17 protein-coding genes are annotated in these 21098 nt (G+C 54.5%); 3 read left to right on the top strand and 14 right to left on the bottom strand.

Annotated features, from left to right (window positions below):
- Nucleotides 1–20: 20 nt before the first annotated feature.
- The 3 genes from ABH899_RS11825 to ABH899_RS11815 all read right to left on the bottom strand — a co-directional run bounded on the left by ABH899_RS11825 (nt 21) and on the right by ABH899_RS11815 (nt 3967).
- A complete protein-coding gene (locus ABH899_RS11825) occupies nt 21–632 on the bottom strand; it encodes a biliverdin-producing heme oxygenase (protein WP_369996313.1) in 612 nt (203 codons plus the stop codon).
- Between the two features lie 265 nt (nt 633–897).
- Complete coding sequence (locus ABH899_RS11820; protein ID WP_369996312.1) at nt 898–2715, bottom strand: APC family permease; 1818 nt, start codon at nt 2713–2715, stop codon at nt 898–900.
- Nucleotides 2716–3067: 352 nt separating this feature from the next.
- Nucleotides 3068–3967: a winged helix-turn-helix domain-containing protein gene (locus tag ABH899_RS11815; protein WP_369996498.1), complete on the bottom strand. Its 900-nt coding sequence runs from the start codon at nt 3965–3967 to the stop codon at nt 3068–3070.
- 197 nt (nt 3968–4164) lie between these two features.
- Here ABH899_RS11815 and ABH899_RS11810 point away from each other — a divergent pair, with 197 nt between their 5' ends.
- Nucleotides 4165–5439 (top strand): MFS transporter, encoded by a 1275-nt coding sequence (locus ABH899_RS11810; RefSeq protein WP_369996310.1) that lies wholly within the window; start codon nt 4165–4167, stop codon nt 5437–5439.
- Between the two features lie 83 nt (nt 5440–5522).
- Here the strand turns inward: ABH899_RS11810 and ABH899_RS11805 are convergent, their stop codons facing one another.
- On the bottom strand, nt 5523–6293 hold the full coding sequence (locus tag ABH899_RS11805) for a DeoR/GlpR family DNA-binding transcription regulator (RefSeq protein ID WP_369996309.1): 771 nt from the start codon (nt 6291–6293) through the stop codon (nt 5523–5525).
- Nucleotides 6294–6618: 325 nt separating this feature from the next.
- Here ABH899_RS11805 and ABH899_RS11800 point away from each other — a divergent pair, with 325 nt between their 5' ends.
- Nucleotides 6619–7479, top strand: a complete 861-nt coding sequence (locus tag ABH899_RS11800) for an EamA family transporter (RefSeq protein ID WP_369996307.1) — start codon at nt 6619–6621, stop codon at nt 7477–7479.
- A 207-nt stretch (nt 7480–7686) separates the two neighbouring features.
- On the opposite strand, the gene ABH899_RS11795 is transcribed toward ABH899_RS11800, so the two are convergent.
- The 6 genes from ABH899_RS11795 to ABH899_RS11770 all read right to left on the bottom strand — a co-directional run bounded on the left by ABH899_RS11795 (nt 7687) and on the right by ABH899_RS11770 (nt 14338).
- A complete protein-coding gene (locus ABH899_RS11795; RefSeq protein WP_369996305.1) occupies nt 7687–8634 on the bottom strand; it encodes a chitosanase in 948 nt (315 codons plus the stop codon).
- A 303-nt stretch (nt 8635–8937) separates the two neighbouring features.
- Nucleotides 8938–9534 carry a TetR/AcrR family transcriptional regulator gene (locus ABH899_RS11790; RefSeq protein WP_369996304.1) on the bottom strand — a complete coding sequence of 199 codons (597 nt, stop codon included), beginning with the start codon at nt 9532–9534 and terminating at the stop codon, nt 8938–8940.
- 46 nt (nt 9535–9580) lie between these two features.
- Nucleotides 9581–11071, bottom strand: a complete 1491-nt coding sequence (locus ABH899_RS11785; RefSeq protein WP_369996303.1) for an FAD-dependent oxidoreductase — start codon at nt 11069–11071, stop codon at nt 9581–9583.
- 211 nt (nt 11072–11282) lie between these two features.
- Nucleotides 11283–11831, bottom strand: coding sequence for a GNAT family N-acetyltransferase (locus tag ABH899_RS11780; RefSeq protein WP_218230272.1), 549 nt, complete (start codon nt 11829–11831; stop codon nt 11283–11285).
- A gap of 136 nt (nt 11832–11967) precedes the next feature.
- A complete protein-coding gene (locus tag ABH899_RS11775; RefSeq protein WP_369996301.1) occupies nt 11968–13173 on the bottom strand; it encodes an MFS transporter in 1206 nt (401 codons plus the stop codon).
- 172 nt (nt 13174–13345) lie between these two features.
- Nucleotides 13346–14338 (bottom strand): helix-turn-helix transcriptional regulator, encoded by a 993-nt coding sequence (locus ABH899_RS11770; RefSeq protein ID WP_369996300.1) that lies wholly within the window; start codon nt 14336–14338, stop codon nt 13346–13348.
- A 227-nt stretch (nt 14339–14565) separates the two neighbouring features.
- On the opposite strand from ABH899_RS11770, the gene ABH899_RS11765 reads away from it, so the two are divergent.
- Nucleotides 14566–15720 (top strand): oxalate decarboxylase family bicupin, encoded by a 1155-nt coding sequence (locus ABH899_RS11765; RefSeq protein ID WP_369996298.1) that lies wholly within the window; start codon nt 14566–14568, stop codon nt 15718–15720.
- A gap of 143 nt (nt 15721–15863) precedes the next feature.
- Here the strand turns inward: ABH899_RS11765 and ABH899_RS11760 are convergent, their stop codons facing one another.
- From ABH899_RS11760 to ABH899_RS11745, 4 genes are all read right to left on the bottom strand, one after another.
- The gene (locus tag ABH899_RS11760) at nt 15864–17372 is read right to left on the bottom strand and encodes a sensor histidine kinase (RefSeq protein ID WP_369996297.1); all 1509 of its coding nucleotides are present in this window, start codon (nt 17370–17372) and stop codon (nt 15864–15866) included.
- Between the two features lie 215 nt (nt 17373–17587).
- Complete coding sequence (locus tag ABH899_RS11755) at nt 17588–18430, bottom strand: aldo/keto reductase (protein ID WP_369996295.1); 843 nt, start codon at nt 18428–18430, stop codon at nt 17588–17590.
- Nucleotides 18431–18680: 250 nt separating this feature from the next.
- On the bottom strand, nt 18681–19913 hold the full coding sequence (locus ABH899_RS11750) for a family 16 glycosylhydrolase (protein WP_369996294.1): 1233 nt from the start codon (nt 19911–19913) through the stop codon (nt 18681–18683).
- 125 nt (nt 19914–20038) lie between these two features.
- Nucleotides 20039–20938, bottom strand: a complete 900-nt coding sequence (locus ABH899_RS11745) for a DMT family transporter (RefSeq protein ID WP_369996293.1) — start codon at nt 20936–20938, stop codon at nt 20039–20041.
- Nucleotides 20939–21098 lie beyond the last annotated feature (160 nt).

Genomic DNA, 21098 nt, shown 5'->3' with positions numbered 1-21098 from the left:
GGCATCCGCCCCTTATATGTTTAAATTACAGCCGCTTGACTCCCGTGGGCTTCCTTCAGCCATTGATCCAGGAGGATAAAGGTTTCTTTGGCCGCGGCAAGGACCTGTTCCTGCTCTTCTTCCTTCACATTCTCCAAAAGAAACTCGCGGAATTCGCTCCACTTGGTCCGGAGCTCCGCTCCATAGCTGTTGAAATAACGCCCGTTCACTTCCGGATCTACCGAAAGAATCGCCTTCAATTGCTTTGTAATCAATTGCCCGCCAAGCGTGGAGCCTTCCAGCACGTACAAATAGCCGAGGGCGCGTGACAGTGTGGAGACATCCGGAAGAGTGCCGCACTGGGGCAGTTCTTCGATTTGCCGCTTCGTCAAGCCAAGCTGCTCCAAATCGTTTTCGAGAAGGGGCGTTTTCAAGCGGGATTCGATATCGAAACCGAGCTTCTCCCATTCAGGCAGCGCGCTAAGCGCTTTTTCCGACGGCAGAATAAAGCCGTAAAATTTCTCGAGATAAGTCTTGTAAGTTTCGATCGTTAGAGATTTGTCCATAATCGCTTTCGCATACGCGTTCTGTTCGATCTGGTCGTGAAAGGGCGCCGTTTCTTCTCTTAACCGGCTGACGATAGTTGTTGTCATTACGATTTCCCCTTATCCTGTTTTTTATAATGATAGCAAAAGCCCGGGATAAAAGCATCCAAGCCGGTACAGCGCTCTAAAGAAGTCCAGTGCTTTCCCGCAAAATATGGGATAGTTCCCATCTTCATTTTCCAGCGAAGCGGCAGTTTGAAAGAGCCGGGTCCCCTCCCTGGAGCAGCGGCGCGGGATCTGACCGGGAAATCATCGCATACTTTCCCTGGAAATAAAAAAATCCGCGTGCTTCGCGGATTTTTCGAGTTATTTTTCACTTGTTCAAGTGATAAGGAACCGTCGCGATGACCACATCTTTGCGGTTAAACAGGTAGGCTCTAAGCAGCAGGCTGGTCTGATTGTGCAGGATATGCTGCCACCAGTGTTTGGTGATAAACTGCGGGATCAGCACCGTGATGTGGTCGGTTTCCGCCGTTTTCCACTCCACCGTATCGACAAACTTGATGAGCGGCCGGATAATGCTGCGGTAGCTCGAACGTAGTACGATCAGCCGTACGCCGGGGTCCCACTCCTCCCACTTCTTCTCCATGCGCTCGATATCCTCATCGTTAAAACCGACATAAACGGCCACCACGTTGTCCGTAACGGATTTGGCGTAGCCGAGCGATTGTTTCACGACTTGAGTGATCCCGGCGATCGGGACGACAATCGTGTTTCCTTTGATCAGCGGTTTGTCGCGGGCAAGGTCGATGCGGAGCTGGTCGGCCGTATTTTCGTAATGCCGTTTCGTCTGGATAAAAATAAAGATGACAAGCGGCAGGAAGAAGAACACCATCCAGATCTGGCTGAACTTCGTGAAAACAAAGATCAGGGAAATCGTTAACGTCGTTAACATGCCGATCGTGTTGACGATAAAGCGCCCGAGCCAGCCGGACGGCTTCAGTTTGATCCAGCGGACCATCATCCCGAGCTGGGAAAGCGTGAAGGGGATAAACACCCCCAAGGCGTACAGAGGGATCAGGTTTTCGGTATCCCCGTTAAATACGATAACGAGAAGCGCAGACAAGACGCCCAGATTGATAATCCCGTTCGAAAATCCGAGACGGTCGCCGCGGACCATAAACATCCGGGGCATGAATTTGTCCTTGGCCAGCATAAAGGCAAGCAGCGGAAAAGCCGAATACGCCGTATTGGCGGCCAAAAACAAGATCAGCGCCGTAACGCCCTGAATGAAGTAATAAATAAATCCGCGGCCGAAGGTGGCGTTCGCGATTTGCGAAACGACGGTTTCCTTCTCGCTCGGCGCGATGCCGTACCAGTACGCGAGAAGGCTGATCCCGATGAACATGGCACCGAGAATCGTGCCCATCATGACCAGTGTCGCCGCCGCGTTGCGTTCGGCCGGTTTTTTGAAGTTCGGAATGGCGTTCGAGACCGCTTCGACTCCGGTCAGCGCCGAGCAGCCCGAACTGAATGCTTTCAAGATCAGGAACAGGCTGATATTCGATACGGTCGTACTCATCTCGGGCACGGCGGCATGAACGCCGCCGGTGAAATATTTGACTACGCCGGAAATAATCAGCACAAAGATCGAAACGACGAATAAATAAACCGGCAGAGCAAGCACCGATGCGGATTCCGTGATGCCTCTCAAGTTCATGATCGTCAGAAAGAGGATCATCGTCAGCGCGATCAGCACCCGGTGATCGTGCAGGGAAGGAAACGCCGACGTAATGGCGTCCGTTCCCGCGGAAGAACTCACGGCTACCGTAAGGATGTAGTCCACGAGCAGCGAGCCGCCGGCCAGCAGGCCGGTATGAACGCCGAGATTATTTTTCGCGACGATATAGGCGCCGCCCCCGGTAGGATAGGCAAAAATGGTTTGCCGGTAGGACAAGATGAGAATAAGCAGCAAACCGAGTACGCCCAGTGAAATGGGAACCGAATACCAGAGTGCCGTAAAACCTGCGGCCATCAGGACGATGAGGATTTGCTCGGTCCCGTATGCGACGGAAGACAGCGCATCGGAAGACAGGACGGCAAGCGCCTTGAGCTTGTTAAGTTTCTCTCCTTCGATTTCCGCGCTTTTCATAGGGCGTCCGATTAGCAATCTTTTAAATTTGCCGACCATGGCGATACTTCCTCTCCATTTTCTTCTGCCCTGAACGCCTTTGCTTCACTGCGTATGTCCCGCTTTTAAGGTTATTATTTTATTTTTAACGCCGGGATATCCAATTAAAAACAAAAAAATTCGGGACCAAAAAACCGCGGGAACATGAGATTCCCGCGGCATCGGGTACGCAGCTTATGAAGCGGTTGAGCAAAATTAAGTATAGCCACCCCAAAGCGGCGACGGCGGAAGAAATAGGCGTGAAATCGCGCAAATCGGAACGTTTTACCTCGAAAAAAAAGCTTTTCTACAAGCAATCCCGTCTTCGGCTCATTATCTGATCGATTTACGTGTTTTTTGGCGGGATGCCGGATCAGCCCTTTAAAACATGATCCAGTTGATGCTTCAATCTCTCCGACAGCCCCGGCCTTAAGGCCAGGAAAGTGGCATCGTCGGTTAGATGGACACTGACAAGCCCTGCCATTCGAAGGGTCATGAGATGGTGATGAACGTTGCCTTTTGCCCCGCCGATCTCTTTCGAGATGTCTGTGAACGATCTTCTTTGAACGGATAAAAGCTTCAGAATCTCCAGCCTTTTCTCGTCGGATAGAGCTTTGGCGGCAGCGGAAACAGTAAAGATATCGGGTTTCTCTATATCATGCGGGTACAAAATATTGATTTTGTCTTTGAAGACGGCAAACGTATGCAGAGGCCGGAAATGATACGCCGGGATCAAGTGAACTTTCCGGATCGCGGTCAGTTCGATCCGCATTCCGGTCACGAAAGCATCCACGATATCCTCCGCCTTCTTGCCTGTGCGCACCGCCTCTTCTACCTCCCGGGCTCCTTCTCTTAGAGCATCCATGCCCGTCCACCGGTCCATATACTTCTCCTGCCAGACCGAGAGCAGCTCCGTGAACAAATCTCTTTGCTCTCCCAAATGGAGCCAGACGGGGTTCTTTCCGTCCGCCATATAGGAAGCGAGCCGCTCGTACAGCTCACCCGCCGAAAGCGTGCTTATCCATTCCAGGAAAATCTCCATAGAAGTTGCGTCCGGGCACTGATCGACCAGCACCGAGAGCAGATCGACGAACGTAAGATCGTCCAGCGCGTCCAGCTTATCTAGATAAGCAGGCTCCATAATATCCCGAATCTGCTGGTGCCAGGAAGGTCCGACGTACAAATATTTGATGTTCTGTCTTCGTTTATATAAAAGGAAACTGAGCAGACATTCGTGAACCGGTGAGAACGCGGTTTCGATCTCGTAGGTCATTTTCACTTCAAACCCCTCTCGCAAACTTCGATACGATAAGATTACCACATCCGGCAGACTTATCCCAACGGTTTCGGATTTCAACATTTTAAATTATGTTCTAATTTTACAGACTTATAATTTAGTTCTTGTTTCATTGAACTATATGTGCTATTTTATAACCATCACTCACCCTGGAAAAAAGAGGAGCCCGAATTATGCAAACGGATACTCTGCTCGGCCTGTTCAAAAACCGCAATTATGCCTACCTTTTCGGTGCGCAGCTTCTGTCGCAAATCGGCTCGGTTACCGGGCTGACGGCATTCGCTTTTTACATGCTGGATAAATTCAGCACGCAGCCGGCCTACGCGACCCTGACGGAAATGATGTACTCCCTCCCCACCCTGTTTCTCTTCTTCTTGACCGGCGTTGCGGCGGACCGTTTCGACCGGCAAAAAATCGCGGTAAGCTGCGATGCCGTCAATGCCGGGCTGAGCCTGCTGCTGTTAGGCGCTATAGCATGGGGGTGGATGCCTCTCGTTTTCGCCGTTCTGTTCATCCGAAGCGCCGTCAGCAAAATGTTTCATCCGGCGAATGCGGCCTTGGTGCGGGGCGTCCTTGATCCGGCGCAAATGCCTGCGGCAATGGGGATGAATCAGATGCTGATGAGCGCCTTCGTTCTGCTTGGCACCAGCCTGGGGGCGGTGAGCTACTGGTACTCCGGAATCCTCGGATCGGTTGCGATCGACATGGTCAGCTTTGTGATTTCCGCCCTGCTTATCATGCGCTGCAATATTCCTCAGGAAGTGCGTCAGCCTAACGGGCCCGCGTCCTGGCGGACGCTGAAACTCAAACAAGTGGGTCAAGACTTCGCCGGCGGTCTCCATTACGTCCGGCGTCACTCCATCGTGCTTTCGCTTCTTGCCGGCATCCTTATTCTCGGACTGGCTAACGGAGGCGGCAGCGTCATGTACCTGTTCAGCCTCAAGTACAAGCTGGCCCCGGATACTTACGAATCACTGCAGATCGGGATGACTGCCGTGCTCGGTGCCGGGATGCTGATCGGCAGTATCGTTTCCGTCCGGCTGGCCAAAAAAATCCCGCTGTACGGCATGATCATCGCCAGCTTCTTCCTGAGCGCCGTTACCCATCTCCTGCAGGCGCTGGCCGCGGATACAGTGACGTTCATGGCGCTGTATCTGCTGTACGCTTTGTCTATCCCGCTGTGCAACGTCGCGTTCTTCGGCTGGCTTGCCCAGGTGACCGAAGCCCGTATGATGGGCCGGGTTCAAGCGCTTATTCAGCCGATTATGATGCTGACATTCACAGCTATGCAGGCATGGATCGCCTACGCCTTTCCGGCGCACATGTCCGTCGAATCCATTTTCTATGTCGTGGGAGCGGCCGAATTGGCTCTAGGCTTGTATTACCTGCTCGTTCTTCCCCCTCTGGCGAGGAAAAGAGCGGAGCAAACGGCGAAGGAAGCCGCCTGAACGACCAAAAAGACAGGAGCTTATTCGCTCCTGTCTTTTCCGATTGGACCGTTATCCGATCCGAATTACGTTCGTGCCGCTTCTTATGAACTTATCCGCATTTCGATTCCGAGCGCCTCCACACTGTCGATCCAGTCCCGCGGACACCCCGAATCCGTAATCACCATCGAAACTTCCTCCAGCTTGGACACACGGGCAAAGGTCGTCACGCCGAATTTGGTGTGGTCCGCCACGAGAATGGACTCCTCCGCCCGCTGCATAATTTTCCGAGACAGAACGGCTTCGTCCAGATGATAATCGGTAATGCCGTCGACCAGCGATATCCCTCCGACCGAGATAAAAGCTTTGTTCACCTTAAACTGATCGAGCAGCCGATCCGTCAAAGCGCCGGTTGCGGCCTGATAATGCCGATTGATTTCGCCTCCGGCAAAAATGATTTTGCCCGCAAACGTATCCATCGCAGCGGCTAATATCGGCACGGAATGCGTGATCAACGTCACGTCGGGACGGTTCTGGAGATGACGCAAAATTTCGATCGTCGTCGTCCCGTTATCCAGAATGACAGTCTCTCCTTCGCCGATCAGCGAAGCCGCCAGTTTGCCGATGGAAACTTTCTCCCGCTGCATCATCTGTGCGCGCTTAAGAAACGGCGGCTCAACCCGGTCGGACCTCACTTTAACGGCACCGCCGTAAACTTTGCGCAGCTTGCCTTCTTTCTCCAGACGATCCAAATCCCTGCGGACCGTTTCCGTCGAGACGTTAAATTCGGCGGAAAGCAGGTGAACCTGTACTTTTCCTTCCATGTCCAACTGCTTTAAGATCGTGTTCCTTCTGTCTTCATAAGTCAAGGACATAAGCGGCCTCCAGCAACAACTATTTCCATTTCACATGTTGAATGATGTTGTTTTTCTACAGTGTAAAAGCTGGTCTCTCTTCTGTCAACCTTCCGTATCGCATCGGATTTACAAGTGATTATTCATGTTTTCGGCACATTCGACCGGAAGAACCCAAGCTGTTGTCTCGTTTGTTTTTCACATTGACACCTCGGTGATAGAAGCATACAATTACATTCAAAACCACATAAAACATCGCAATAACACATTTTACAACAACGTCGCCCGGCAACAAAGAATGCCCAACCAAATTCGCCGGGCGGATGACAGCTACGGAGATGATTCCATGATCCTTCTTGCCTTTTTACTCGTCGTACTTTCGGGCCTCACTCATTCAATCTGGAGCCTGTTTGCCAAAAGCAGCCGCAACAAGAGCGTTTTTTTGTGGTGCATCGCCATGATCGCCGCCGTTTCCCTTTTTCCCCCGTTCATCCAGGAAATAGGTTCCGCATCGCTTGGTAGCGGGGCCTGGCTTCTGCTTCTGTCCTCTGCCGGGCTCCAGGCTGTCTACGGACTCCTGCTATCCCGTACATATCAGATGGGAGATTTGTCCCAAGTATATCCGATCATGAGGGGCACCAACACCCTGCTCATTCCGGCATTCGGCGTCGCTTTTCTCGGCGAAACTCTGTCCGTTCCCGGCTGGATCGGACTTCTCTGCATGATTATCGGCTTCGTTATGCTCAGCGGTCTGCTGACGCGCAAATCCGCCGGACACGGAGAAGGATTCTCGCCGGCTCCCGTGCTGATGGCCTTGGGTGTCGGCTTATGTACGACTTCCTACGTACTTGTAGATAAAATCAACTTACAGCACGTTTCCGCCCTTACCCTGCTCGAGGTAACCAATATCGGCTTCGCCGCCGGATTAACTCCCGCGGTCCTGTCGTCCCGGCAGCTCTCTTCCGAATGGAAGCTCAACGGGAAGCGGATTGTGCTCGGCGCCGTCTTAAATACAGGCTCCTACCTGCTGTTTTTGCTCGCGCTCGCCTATGCGCCGGTCGCACATGTGTCGCCCGTCCGCGAAATCGGAACCGTATTCGCCACCCTGCTCGGTATTTTCGTCCTGAAGGAAAAACAGGGCACGCTGCGGATCCTAAGCTCCCTGGTGATAACCGCCGGGATCATGCTGATCGGATTTTTCGGCTGAACAGAACCGGAGTCTGCTGACGCATCGGCGGCTGTTTGCCCGCCTCCGTAAGTGAACGGCATACCCGTTCCCGAAAACTCATGCACGGCTTGTGAGAAGCCAACTTGGATGAATTCAAGGCACTTAGCCCATAAAAAAAGCCCGGAGACCCGGTTCCGGAAGGAACCTTGTCTCCAAGCTCGGCTGCATGCGCCGCTTTTTTTGCGTTTACTTCATGATCCAGTTCGTTGCTTTCTTAACCGCCGCATCCGCATCTTTCAAATCCGTTTCTCCCGTGTTAAGAAGCGAACTCCACTGTTTCACCCGGTTTTTGCCGTTGGGAGGCTGGTTGTATTCGTTCGTGTCCACTACCAGCGTACGTTTGGCATAGAAGTTCGTCATAAATGTTTTCTCGTTCGTGCTGCTGCCGGATTTGGCCAGAATGCCCGCCAGACTTCCCGAGTCTCCCTCGGCCCCTTGATTCAAAGCCGTATCCACAAAAGATCCGATCGTCAGAGCCGAATTAAATCCGCGCTTGCGCGCCTGTTCGACGCTGTATTTGATATACACGTTATAGAACGTGTGCCACATGGCTTCCCTCCAGGCCGGATCGTCCTCCAGACCTTTGATTTTGCCGCAGAAAACCTTCTCGCTGTCGGTAATTTTCAGGATCGATCCTTTCATGGAGCCGTGAGCTCCGATCCGGGCAAGGCCGCCTTCCACGGATGGGTTTGAAGCTCCTTTTACGGCATCATATTCCTTGAACAGCGCCGGTCCGTCCGGACCCGTATCGTTGGGACCCCCTGTCGTCGCCCCGAAAATACCGATCGTATAACCGCGGTCATCGTCAATGTCTTCGCAGTACCCGTAGTATTCGGTCCATTTCAGCGAGTCTTGTTCGGCTTTGTTCACCAGTTTCATAATGTTGTCCCACTGCTCCCCGTCCAGACCGGTCTTCGATTTTAAAAATTGAAGGGTGGACGGAGAAAAGTTCGAGTCGTGGGAGTTCGCCGGCGCTGCGTATGCTTCTCCTTGTGCCGGATTCGAGTCCGCAAGAGCGTTCCCGGGCAACAAGACGGACGTGAGCAGAAGTGTGCCCGCCAAACCGACACTTAAAGCAGCATTCATACATGATTTCACCCGTTTACGTACGGATACCGATCGTTTCGTTTGCAAGTTAATTCCTCCTTGGAATCCTAATAAGTTAAAGCGCTTTAACTTTTAAAAAAGGAAGGCCTCCTTACTCTGAACCTATTCGGCCGTCCGGCGCCCTATTCCTCTTTTTCCTGTTTGAAGAATTTGTAAATTATTACTTTTCCGCTTAATCATGAGCAGCCCAGCCCGCGCAAAAAGCTCCCGCCGGTTTCCCGGACGAGAGCCCTTTATAAAACGCGCCGCTTCCGGCAGTCAGCCACAGCTTAAGCGGCATTGCAAGAAATTCGCCGTCCCTAAAAGGGCGCAGCTGCGCCAGTGACGCTCTTACCGCTTCGTTATCATCCTTAGCAGACGATCCACCGGGGGAACCCGGTAATCATCGTTCCCGTCGGCCGTCACCACCATAAGTCCCGACAATACGGAAACGTAAGACGCAATCATTTCCTCCGTATCGCCGGCATCCAGCTCCCCCCGTTCCTGCCCTTCCCGGAACAGCGGCAGCAGCTGCTCCACGTACGAATCCAAGGAGTAATCCCGCATGAGCTGATTTACCTTATCCGGTACTCCCTCCGAAGTCCGAGCCTGATGAATGAGCAGATAATAAGGCGCGCCGCTCTTATCCAGCATCTCTTCGGATAATCTCCTGATTTTATCAAGCGGCGTACCCGGAAGCAGGTAAACTTCCTTCATGGCTTCTTGCGAAGCTTCCATTGCGCCTTGGACAAGCGTAGTAAACAACTCTTCTTTCGAAGTAAAGTAATGGTAGAGCAGACCGTGACTGATTCCGGCCTCCGCGGCGATCATGCTCATTTTCGTGCCGATGATTCCCCTTCTCGCAAAAACGCGAAGCGCGGCCCCCATAATTTGTATTCTGCGTTCATCCCGTATCTGATTTAACTGCTGATCGTTTAATGGTGCCACTGTAATCCTCCACTTCACGTGCTGATGCCCAAATTATATCATCCTTTCAGACCGTTTCGTAAGCCGTTTCGGAAAACGCCGGGATGATCTCTTCCAGTACGGCGGCCAGGGAACCGGAGCCCTCCGGAAGAAGCTCGTCAAGCAGCCTTCTGCCTTCCTCGGAGGAAGACAGCACCTCCCGCACCATGTCCGGATGGAACAGATGACCCGGCGGCAGGGCAAGCGTATTGACGGCCCAGTACAGCCCGAAAAATTTCATATTCTTTTCCCCGGTCGCGTATTTCAGCACCAGATTCATGTATCTCCGCCCGAACTCGATTCCTTTCAGGGGCGCGGCGCCCGAATACGTCACGCCTTCCCAGCGCAGGTCGGCCGCGCAGTTTAACCACCAGGCCGGCTCAATCACATCCTGAAGACGGCGCAGCACGTTGCGTTCGAAGGCGGGAGAAGGCGCCGGCGCCAGACTCTGCTTCCGCAGGCAGGCTTCAAGGGTCTCCGCTTCGATGGCCGCCACCGTCATCCCCTGCCCGAAAATCGGATCGTAAATGCAGTAGGCGTCGCCGAGAACAAGCAGCCCCGCGGGCCAGTCCGTCATCTGCTCGAAATGCCGGCGGTACAGCTGCGGCACGCGGAATCCTCTCGGAGACGCGGCCGGTTCCAGCTCTCCGAGAATTTCCGCGATGTCCGAGTCGGGGAGATTCTCGGCCGCCTTTTCGTATTCGTCTTCTTTCGTTGGCGGGTATTGTCCTCCCGGGCGGTACAGCAGCATTTCCGCCACGTTATTTTCGATGAAGGACAACACACCCGTAAACGATCCTTTAGCCGGCTGCCCGGCAATATTAATCACATCCCACTCCTTGACCAGATGTTCCTTAGCGGCCGGCACCCGGTACCTGCGGGTACTGTAACCGAGCTCTACGTTCAAATAATCGGAGGCGGGCACTTCCAGCCCCATAACTTCCAGCCACTTAGTCAGCTTGGACAGCCGTCCGCCCGTATCGACAACGAGATCCGCCTGACAGGGCTTCTCCTCTCCGCCGCTGCTCCTTCCCCGTATAACCGCGCCCGTCACTTTCTTCCAGTCCGGGGTGCTCATAAGCTGAACCGCCTCATGGCCTGGCAGAAAAGACACCTGCGGGATACGTTTCACCCGCTCGCGGATCACCCACTCCAGGAGAGCTCTGCTGAACTTGAGGTCATTGCGCTGGTAAGGGCCGCTGATCGTTCCGTACTCGTTCGTGTTCGTCACGGTTTTGTTCAGTGAAGACAGCGCGCCCAGTTGAAGCAGATCCTCCTCGTAGCCGGGGAAAAAACGCTCGACAATCGTCTTCCCGCGCGGCGTAAAACGATGAGGATGGTAGCCTTGCGGCGTCCCGGAACGGTCGGCGGGTTCCCCGGGAAATTCGTCTTTGTCGATCACAAGCACCTCATCATAAAAATCCGCGAGCACTCTTGCGGTTAACAGTCCCCCTATGCTCCCGCCGATTACAAGCGCTTTTCTTTTCTCGCGATTCCCGGTCTCATACGTGTTCATCATTTTCGCTCCTTTATTTTGATTGATTAGTTCAGTCAATTTCTCTGCAAAAAAAAAATCAAATCGTGCACACTGCTATAATTTATGATTGACTAATTCAGTCAATATCAGGATAAGCAAGTTTTTTCCATTTGTCAATAGGCTTTCGCAGCAGGCCGGAACGTGAAATAAAAAAGCTCCCGCCCTCTTGGAGGACGGGAACGAAAGCAGATATTCAGCGCACGGGCAGCCTATTTTCGTACAGGCTGAATCCGTCCGACTCGCCGATATACGTGTAGCCGCACGTTTTGTAAAAGGCGTTTAAGGTCTCGTTGCTGCCGATACAGTCCAGACGAATCCGGTCTTTGCCCGGAAACGACATTTCCTGCCGGATCCAGTCCATCACCGTTTTGCCGAGACTTCTGCCCGCTTGCCCGCGGTTAACGGTCAGCCGGTGAAGATAAATTGCCGTGCCGGACTCCCCGGGGTCCAGCCGCCATAATTTGCGGTCCCAGTCTTCCGCTTCCTGCTGGAGAATCGCGCACGCCAGAAGGGTGCCTTCCGCTGCTTTGAACACAACTACCTCTTGGCGTTCCAGGGCCCCCGCCATATCGTGATCGTCACTGCCCGACAGCAGTCCCGACCACTGGGTCGATCCTTTGCTCCGCAGCCATTTCGCGGTCTCCACCATCAGCCGCTCAATTTCCGGATATTCTTCCGCTCCGGCTATACTCGCTTTGATTTCAGGACTTACCTGATCGTTTAGGAGAATCATATTCGGCATAGGGCACCTCTATTTCAGCTTGTATAATTGCCGTCTCGTCCGGCTACGTGATTGTACCATAACCGGCGGCGGCATTTCTAACAGCCGGTGGCGGTAAGGACGGGATTAGAGGAACGGGCTGCCTAAGCGTGAACCTTTAAGGGGTCCGGCCGGGCGGAGCGGAAGCAGCTTGGCGGAAAGCGCCCGGGCGGGGCCGGGTCCACACAGCCAGGACAAACACGGCTGTCAGCAGCGCACAGACGGCATAAGGCGCCGATGTGTGCAGGGAGTAGAGCAGCGTTCCCGTCAACGGTCCCGCAAACGAGCCGACGCCTTGCACCGCCGCCGTGAAAGAAGCGACGGACGGCTGCTCCTCCTCTGTGACCGCGAGCGATGCCGCCGTAATGTAACCGGGAAGCGTAAACCCGATGCCGATGCCGAACAGGAGGAAAACAAGCAGGTACATCGCGGGCCAGAGCAGAAACAGCAGAAAGGCTGCGCACAGGGACGACAGGCCGATCTTGAGGAGCCTGCCCGTCGGCCATTTCAGATAGCGGCCGATCAGCAGCTGGATGGCGACAACGAGCACCCCGGCCGACGAAAGTCCGAGGCCGATGTACCGCGCGGCGGCCTCGGAAGTGACGGACAAGCGGTCCTGGATGAAAATGCCGCAGGTCACCTGAAGAATAATCATGACGATGGACAAGGTCAGCCCGATTGCCAGGTACAGCGAAATTCTCGGGTCGGCGGCGGACAGCTTGCCGGCGCGGGTACTTGCAACCGCCGGCCGGCCGCCGGGAATCATCAGCCAGAATGCGGCCGCCGTCAGTGTCAGCAGCACGGCGGAAGCGTACATCGGCGCCGTGAGACCGACAGGCGTCAGCAGGGCGCCGAGCGCGGGTCCGAGGACGAAGCCGAGCCCGTTCGCCCCTCCGAACAGCGCCATTCCGGAAGCGCGGTTTTCCGCCGTCGTCCACTCCATGAGATAGCTCTGCGCCATAGCGGGAATCGCTCCGAAGAAGAAACCTCCGGCCGCGCGCAGGAACAGCAGTTGAATGTAGAGCCGGGCGGGGTCAGGTTCCCCGCTGCGGGCGAGGTCGGATAGGACGGCAAACGCCGCCAGGGTCACAATATAACCGAGCAGGGCCGTAATCATCACCAGCTTCCGGCCCGTTCGCGCCCATTTTGCCCATAAGAAGGTCCCCGTGATCCAGAACAAGCCCGTTACCGATACCAGACTGCCGGTCTGGATTTCACTCAGTCCCATACTTCTGGCCAACAGCCCGAGGATCGGATTAAACGTCGCGATTGAAGTCATAGCGGCCAGCACGGTCAAAAAAATAAGCAGAAACCGTTTTTTCATAGACTTTGTCTCCTTTCCCGGTCGAACGATATTCGTACGTTTTTTATTATCGTTCAAGTCCGGAAAAGCCCGCTACCTGCCGGCGAAGCAATTCTGCCTGTTGAAGGAGCGGCGCGACAAAAAAATCTCCTTTGCCGCAGGGGCAAGGAGATCGTTACGGGCACTTTTAGCCTCACAAACGGACTCGTTCATGATTGGCTTGTTTAAGATATTGCCCCGGATTCAAACCGAACTGTTTCCGGAACGCGGCCGTGAAATTGCTCATGTTCGCATAACCGAGCTGAACGGCCGCTTCGCTCACATTCATTCCCCGGTCCATATATTCGGCCGCTCTCTTCATCCGCTCTCTGCGTACCAGTTCATAAACGGTCGTGCCGAACAACGAGCGAAAGCCTTTTTTTAACTTGTGTTCATTGACTCCGCACAGCTGTGCCAGCTCCGGGATAGACGGCGGACTATCCAGCCGGTCCAGCACGTGCCTTCTCGCCTCCGCCAGGCGGTTCCGGTCGTCCGGTGTCAGGCTGATCCCCGCAGCTTCCTTAACGCCGTCTTCCGGCTGACTGATCAGCGCGATCAGCTCCATCGCTTTACTTTCCGCGTACCATCTGCGCATGCTCCCCAGACGTCCGGACTGTAAAAGATCCCGGACCCCCTGCCGGATAAGCGGGGTATCCGTAAACCTTCCGATCCTGCCCCGGCTGCGCGAGAGCAGATGACGGATCTGCTCCGTCTCTTCGGGCCCTCTCGCACAGCGGAGCAGCAGCTCGGGATGCAGCCGGATTTCCAGCGTCCGGTTGCGGACGCCGCCTTTTTTCTCCATGTACACGTTCATATTCTCCATAAAAAAGACATTGCCGCTGAGACTGCCGGTTTGCAGCTCGTTTCCTTCCCAGGCGCAGTAAATGTCCCCTTCCAGACAATAGTTCAGCTCGAACAGGCTGTAAGACCCGTGAACCTGCACTTTAAGATCACGGATTAATTCGAAATCCGAAATGACAATTTCCATACCCGTTCTAATGGGAATCCGGGTCAGAGTCCCCTCTCCCAGTCTCGGAGAAAGCAGAAGCGTTCGCTCCCCGCCGCTGCCGGAAATTTGCCCCTCCATATGCTCGGAAAAACGGTCGAAATAATCATGCATCCTATCGATTTGTATGGCCGACGACATAAGCGCTTCCCCCTTTCGATCTTATAATTGAGAATCATTATCAATAAACTTTTGTGTTCATTGTAGGAAATTTCCGCTTCTTTTGCAACCCCGCAGCCCAACGGCTTCCGCCATATAGGGCAATCCCGTGGCGATTTTACATAACTAACGGACAAACGGTGCCGCATATGTATAGGCTTGATAAACTTGGCGAGATACTTCCTCGCCTGAACGAAGGAGCGGATGTCATGAGCAAGCCGGTAAAAGAAGAGCTTCAAATCCCCCAGCCCATCCGGGCCGACGGCGCGGGAGCCACCGACCCCGGTCCGCGCGATATTTTGCGCGATCTGGAAAATCCGAACATGCTAGTCCCCCCCGCTACCGATGCGGGTCTGATCCCGAACATGAAATTCTCGTTCTCGGATACTCACATGCAGCTGAACCACGGCGGCTGGTCCCGTGAAGTTACGGTCCGCGAGCTTCCCGTCGCCAAGACGCTTGCAGGCGTCGATATGCGTCTGACCCCCGGCGGCGTGCGCGAGCTGCACTGGCACCAGCAGGCCGAGTGGGCGTACATGCTGACGGGAAAAGCGAGAATTACGGCGGTGGACGAGAAAGGCCGCAATTTCATCGACGATGTGGGCGAAGGCGACCTGTGGTATTTCCCGCCGGGCATTCCCCATTCCATCCAGGGGCTGGAGGAAGGGTGCGAATTTCTGCTCGTCTTCGACGACGGGAGCTTTTCCGATCTCAACACCTTTTCCATCTCGGACTGGTTCGCCCACACGCCCCCGGACGTTCTCGCGGCTAATTTCGGGGTGGACGAGAGCGCTTTCGAGAACATACCGTCCGGGCAGGTATATATTTTCCAGGACAAAGTTCCCGGCTCTATTGCCTCCCAGGAAATCGAGTCCCCCTACGGCGCAATTCCCCGGAGCTTCAAGCACAGGCTTCTTGCGCAAACGCCGACCGTCATGCCCGGGGGCAGCGTGCGGGTCGTGGATTCCTCCAACTTCCCCGTCTCCGTAACAGTTGCCGCCGCCCTGGTCGAACTGAAGCCCGGCGCCATGCGCGAGCTGCACTGGCACCCCAACCAGGACGAATGGCAGTACTACCTGTCCGGCCAGGCGCGGATGACCGTCTTCGGCGGGAACGGCTCCGCCCGCACTTTCGACTACCGGGCGGGCGATGTCGGCTACGTCCCGTTCGCCTACGGCCACTATATCCAGAACACGGGCGAAGAGACCGTCTGGTTTCTGGAAATGTTCAAAAGCGACCGGTTCGCGGACGTCTCGCTTAACCAATGGATGGCGCTGACTCCGCGAGACCTGGTCCGCGATAACCTGCACGCGGGACCGGAACTGCTCGACTCGCTGCGCAAACAGAAGCGGCCCGTTGTCTGATCGTGATTCCGGCCGAACGGTTCGATTCAATTAATGTCATTAATTATTTTAATTAATGATGTTAATCATCCATCGTCCCTTCCTGCAATTCGCGCAAAAAAAAGCCGCTGGAGCTTCAGCGGCTTTCCCGTTTAGAACACGGATTATCCGTCGATCCGGGCGGAAGCAGCTTCACTCAAGGCGGGCATTCTTCCTTCCTCATGGGTAGCGGGAACGACCGGAAGCCGGATCGTAAAACGGGTTCCCTCGTTCCGGCGGCTTCGGATCTCGACGGTACCGTGATGTTCCTCCAAGATCCATTTCGCGATCGACAACCCAAGTCCGGTCCCCTCCGTTTCGCCTCTTGAAGGATCGGCCCGGTAAAACCGGTCGAAGATATGCGGAATATCCGCTTCGTCCATGCCGATTCCGGTGTCCTCGATAATAAGCTCCGCATTTTCTCCCGCCGCCCTTGCGAAGAACCTCACACAGCCGTTTTCGGTATACTTGAAGGCATTTTCCACGAAAATAAACAAAAGCTGCTGCAGGTAATCCCTGTCGCCCACAATCTGCAAAGATTCCAGACCCTCCAGTGGACCGGCTTGAAACTCGGCGGATTTCGCAAGCACCTGGGATTTGCGGATGACATCTTGGACGACGGAGCTTATGTTCAGTCTGTCTTTTCTCAGATGAAGCCCCGAATCGGCACGCGCCAAAGTCAGCAGATTATGCACCAGCCTCCCCATCCGGCCTGCCTCGTCGGCAATATCGTGAATGGCTTCGATAGACAGTTCCAATTGCTCCTTGTCTATCCTCCGCTCCGGAGCCTGCCGGAACGACAGCCAAGCCTTTTGTAAAAATTCCGCATTCCCGCTTATCGTCGTCAAAGGCGTTCTTAATTCGTGGGAGGCGTCTGCCACAAACCTCCGCTGGGTCATGTAGGACTTGTCCAGTTCCCCGTACATGTGCTGGATGCGTTCCAGCATGCCGTTGATGGTCGTCCCCAGCAGGCTGACTTCGTCTCCCGTCGGTTTAACGGCGATCCGGTTCCCCAGATCGTCGCTTTTCTGAATTTGGCGGGTCGCCTCAATCAAGGCGTATACGGGCTTCAGCGCCCGCTTGGAGGAGAGCCAGCCCATGAACGAGGCCGTGCAGACGATCACCAGAGAGAGCAGAATCAGCACAAGCCGGAGTATGGACAGAAATTTATCGATCAAGCCGATATTATAGGCGGATTGCAGTACGCCTACGAGCTTCCCGTTCAGCAGCAGCGGCTGATTGTAGATGAGAAACGGCGATTGCTGGACCTCTTCGGTAATGTAGTAACCCTCCGTTTTTTTACCGGCGGCATCTTTGGAGAACGGCAGTTCCACCTGGCCCAAATTCCGCGTCCTCGCCTTATCGCCGTTGATCAAATTGACGAGCTGCAGGTACATGCCCGACTGGACGGTATCGACATGGTCGAGCTGAATGTCCAGATCAGAGCCCAGGGGGTCAACCTTTAGCTTATAGGTAACACTCTCCTGCAGCACATCCGTCTGCTCTCTGAGCGAATCCTTAAGGTCATTAATAAAATAAATCTGCAGAAAGCTGTACAGGACAATGCCGAACAGCAGCAGTGTGGCGGAAAGAATACCCGAATATAACAAAGTAAGCCGCATGCGTATAGACATAGCTTCCTCCAGGGTTTTTCCTTGATTATCTTCTTCGAATCTTAAAAGCAACTTAATAGAACCTAAAAATTGCTCCCGGGGAGCCGAAACAGCAAAAAAGCCGTCCAAAGGACGGCTTTTAGGAACTGCACAGCGTCCGGCTCCCGGTGCATAAGCCGTGCGGCTTAGCATCGGGGCGGCACTGATCCGCTCGGGTTTTTGAGCAAAATTCATGCTTAGAAATCAAAGTTGTCCGGGTCCGGACCGACTCTTTTATTTTCGTTCAAGGCGCTGATCCGGCTCAACTCATCCGGCGTCAGCTCGAAATCGAACACGCTTGCGTTTTCGATAATGCGGTGCTCTTTCGTCGATTTCGGGATTGTCACCACGCCGTTTTGCAGATCCCATCTCAGAATAACCTGCGCGACGGATTTGCCGTGACGGCCCGCAATGGTCTTCAGAACCTCGTTATCCAGCAGCTCTCCCTGCATAAGCGGAGACCATGCTTCAAACTGGATTCCCTGTTCGCGGCAGTAAGCCCGCAGCTCTTCCTGGGTCAAGCACGGATGAAATTCGACCTGGTCGACCATCGGCTTGATCTTCGCCTCCTGCAGAAGGTCCTGCAAATGATGGACATGGAAGTTGCTGACTCCGATAGACCGGGCTTTGCCCGACTCGTAAATGGCTTCAAGAGCGCGCCACGTGTCTTTGTATTTCCCTTGGACCGGCCAGTGGATCAGGTACAAATCGAGATAGTCCAGGCCGAGCTTCCGCAGACTGACTTCAAACGCCTGGAGAGCAGACTCGTAACCCTGATCCGCATTCCAGACTTTCGAAGTGACGAAAAGCTCTTCCCGGGAAAGGCCCGTTTCGGCCAGACCTTCCCTGATGCCTTGGCCGACCCCTTCTTCGTTGCCGTATACGGCGGCCGTATCGATACTCCGGTACCCGTTTTTAATAGCCGTTTTAACCGCTTCTACCAATTCGGGGCCTTCCTCTACTTTAAAAACGCCGAGACCGAGCCAGGGCATTTTAACTCCGTTGTGAAGAGTGGTTGTATCTTGCAGATGTTTAGTCATTCTCGGATGACCTCCTGTTGTGTAGGCTTAAAATGTAGCATGTCCTATTATGCGCCCTGCTTACTCTTTCGTGAAGTAAGCACTTTAAAGTTCGATAGGTGCTTTTGCGCGCCTTAGGCACTCGGAAGTACCCTGGTCCTGGCCTGCAGTCATCTCTTCCTGCCAGCTTTCCGGCACAAAAAAGACAGGAGCCTCCTTTACCCAAAGGAAACTCCTGTCATTGCCTGTCGTTTGGCCGGAGAACGGCCGCTTACGGATTCTGCTTCACCAATACGAAGCTCTCCCACTTGCTGGCCGTGGCGCGGTTCGCGATCAGCGGGCTCGCGCCTTCGTTGTCGGCGCACACATATTGGTTGTTCGCCAGCGCTTTTAACGTCTGCTTGCCGTCCGCCGTCTTACCGAGCTCGAAAGTCTCCCAGGTGCCGATCGTTTCCCGGTTCGCAATGAGCGGGCTTCCTCCCGCATTGTCGGCGGAAACGTACCGGTTGTTGATAAGCGCTCTCAGGGCGGCCTTACCGCCGCCGAGGTCGACCAGCTCGAACTTCTCCCAGCCGCTGACGGTCTGGGAACGGGCGATCAGCGGGCTGGCGCCTGCATGTTCGGCGGTCACGTATTTTCCGTTCGCTTCCGATTTCAGGGCGACGACGTTATAGCCTCCCGCGCGCTGCCATACACGGACATAGTCGATGTAATATTTTTGCGGGAAGACTGTCGTGCCGTCGGGGTAACCCGGCCAGTTGCCTCCCACAGCGAGGTTCAACAGGAAGAAAAATTCCTTGTCGAACACCCAGGCATTCGTGCCTGCGTCCGCCAGCGTTCTCGTGTGAAACAGCTTGCCGTCCACGAACCACTTGAACACGCCCGGCTCCCACTCCAAAGCGAACGTGTGGTAGTCATTGCTCAAATTCTGCGGATGCAGGTACGAACCGGAGAGGCCGCAGCAGCCGGAATAGCCCGGTCCGTGCAGAGTTCCGTACGCGCGGTTCGGTTCCAGAGCGCCGACATACTCCATAATGTCGATCTCGCCGCTGGCGGGCCAGCCTACAGTGCCGATGTCTTTGCCGAGCATCCAGAAAGCGGGCCAGATTCCTTTCCCGTAAGGCAGCTTGGCGCGCATTTCAACCCGCCCGTATTTGAGGTTGAATTTATTTTGCGTCGTGAGGCGTGCGGACGTGTAACCCGAGCCGTTATAGTTTTCTTTTAAAGCCTGAATGACCAGATTTCCGTTTTCCTGATAAGCGTTGGACGTGCGGCTGGTATAGTGTTGCAGCTCGTTATTTCCCCAGCCGCCGGCTCCGGTTTCCAGATTCCATTTCGAAGAATCCGGTCCCGACCCGTTCGGGCCGTTGAATTCATCGTTCCAGACCGGCACCCAATCGCTGGCTGAAGAAGCTCCGGCGGTCCGGCCGAGCACAAAGGACGAGAAGAGACTGAGAAGCAGAAATACGGACAAGAGCAAGGAAAGCCGCTTGCGGTTCATCATCCATGATCCCCCTTTTCCTAATTGCAATCCCGTGTTCATCATACCGCCTTCCCGCCCTTTAAAACAGGTTCCGGATTACAGGTTTATTCTCCATATTTCGGTTTTCGAACCATAGGATCCGCTGATCAGGCGGAATGATCTTTTTCAAAACGGGACGACCCGGCACCGGTTCGGGCAGGCGCCCAGTTTACGAGGAAGATACCGGCCAGAATCAGCAGACCTCCTCCGTACACATAAGAGCGGACGGTCTCGCCCAGCAGCAGCCAGCCAGAAAGCACACCGAAGAACGGGGCCAGAAAAAGAAACGCGCTCGTCTTTCCGGGATCTCCCCTGCTCAGCAGATAATACCAGGCCGCAAACTGGACAATGGAGCCAAGTACCGCGAGATACAGAATGATCCATAGCGAATCCGCATTCAGCACATAAACCGGTTTTTCCACTAACAGGCCGAGTACAAGCAGCGCCAGTCCGCCCGCCAGCATTTGAAAAGCGGTCATGACCCAAATATCGAAAGAAGCGCTCCAGCGTTTGACGAGCAGCGTTGCGGCCGCCCAGAATACGGCGGAGCCCAGCCCGAACAGGGTTCCTGTTTTAAAATCCAGCTGGAACCCGAGCGTCACGGCGACTCCCAGAAATCCGACCCCTACGCCGGCCCACTGGGACCACCGGTACTTCATCCCGAGAAAAAGAGTGCCCAGGAGCACGACCAGCAGCGGATTCACAAAGGTTAGCAGCGACGACTCTCCGGCGGAAATGGTCCTCAGGCTCAGAAAAATGCACGCCATCACTCCCGTTGTTTGAAAAAGGCCGATCAAGGCGATTCGTCCCCACCCGGCGGCCGTCTGCGGCATTCGCCTTCTCGTGCCCAAGACCCACAGGGCCATCAGGGCCCCGGCCAGCGTAAAACGGACCCCCACAAGCAGCAGCGGCGAAACGTAAGCGAGTGCCATTTTGCCGACCGCAAACGAAGACCCCATAAGCAGCGTGGCTGTAACGACAAGACTGCCGAATTTTATCGGGTTCATCCTGTTTTCCCCTCCCCCATTCATTCATTGAGAAGATCTTAGCACAGATACGGTTAGATGGGGACCGAAGAATGGATGTGAAGGATGAATGCGATTATCCGGCCGCTTGCTCATCCGCTTGCGATTTAAAATGAGCCGGCATCCTTTTTCAGCAGAACGC

It is taken from the genome of Paenibacillus sp. RC84, from assembly GCF_041260495.1.
Taxonomy (GTDB): domain Bacteria; phylum Bacillota; class Bacilli; order Paenibacillales; family NBRC-103111; genus Paenibacillus_F.
This window is presented reverse-complemented; position numbering and strand designations above follow the sequence as displayed.

Excerpts from the sequence above, each read along its gene's own strand:
- ABH899_RS11765 (WP_369996298.1), top strand. The coding sequence starts at position 14,566 with ATGAGCAAGCCGGTAAAAGAAGAGCTTCAAATCCCCCAGCCCATCCGG.
- ABH899_RS11810 (WP_369996310.1), top strand. The coding sequence starts at position 4,165 with ATGCAAACGGATACTCTGCTCGGCCTGTTCAAAAACCGCAATTATGCC.
- ABH899_RS11785 (WP_369996303.1), bottom strand. The coding sequence starts at position 11,071 with ATGATGAACACGTATGAGACCGGGAATCGCGAGAAAAGAAAAGCGCTT.
- ABH899_RS11770 (WP_369996300.1), bottom strand. The coding sequence starts at position 14,338 with ATGTCGTCGGCCATACAAATCGATAGGATGCATGATTATTTCGACCGT.
- ABH899_RS11825 (WP_369996313.1), bottom strand. The coding sequence starts at position 632 with ATGACAACAACTATCGTCAGCCGGTTAAGAGAAGAAACGGCGCCCTTT.
- ABH899_RS11755 (WP_369996295.1), bottom strand. The coding sequence starts at position 18,430 with ATGACTAAACATCTGCAAGATACAACCACTCTTCACAACGGAGTTAAA.
- ABH899_RS11800 (WP_369996307.1), top strand. The coding sequence starts at position 6,619 with ATGATCCTTCTTGCCTTTTTACTCGTCGTACTTTCGGGCCTCACTCAT.
- ABH899_RS11745 (WP_369996293.1), bottom strand. The coding sequence starts at position 20,938 with ATGAACCCGATAAAATTCGGCAGTCTTGTCGTTACAGCCACGCTGCTT.
- ABH899_RS11815 (WP_369996498.1), bottom strand. The coding sequence starts at position 3,967 with ATGACCTACGAGATCGAAACCGCGTTCTCACCGGTTCACGAATGTCTG.
- ABH899_RS11805 (WP_369996309.1), bottom strand. The coding sequence starts at position 6,293 with ATGTCCTTGACTTATGAAGACAGAAGGAACACGATCTTAAAGCAGTTG.
- ABH899_RS11760 (WP_369996297.1), bottom strand. The coding sequence starts at position 17,372 with ATGTCTATACGCATGCGGCTTACTTTGTTATATTCGGGTATTCTTTCC.
- ABH899_RS11820 (WP_369996312.1), bottom strand. The coding sequence starts at position 2,715 with ATGGTCGGCAAATTTAAAAGATTGCTAATCGGACGCCCTATGAAAAGC.
- ABH899_RS11750 (WP_369996294.1), bottom strand. The coding sequence starts at position 19,913 with ATGATGAACCGCAAGCGGCTTTCCTTGCTCTTGTCCGTATTTCTGCTT.
- ABH899_RS11780 (WP_218230272.1), bottom strand. The coding sequence starts at position 11,831 with ATGCCGAATATGATTCTCCTAAACGATCAGGTAAGTCCTGAAATCAAA.
- ABH899_RS11775 (WP_369996301.1), bottom strand. The coding sequence starts at position 13,173 with ATGAAAAAACGGTTTCTGCTTATTTTTTTGACCGTGCTGGCCGCTATG.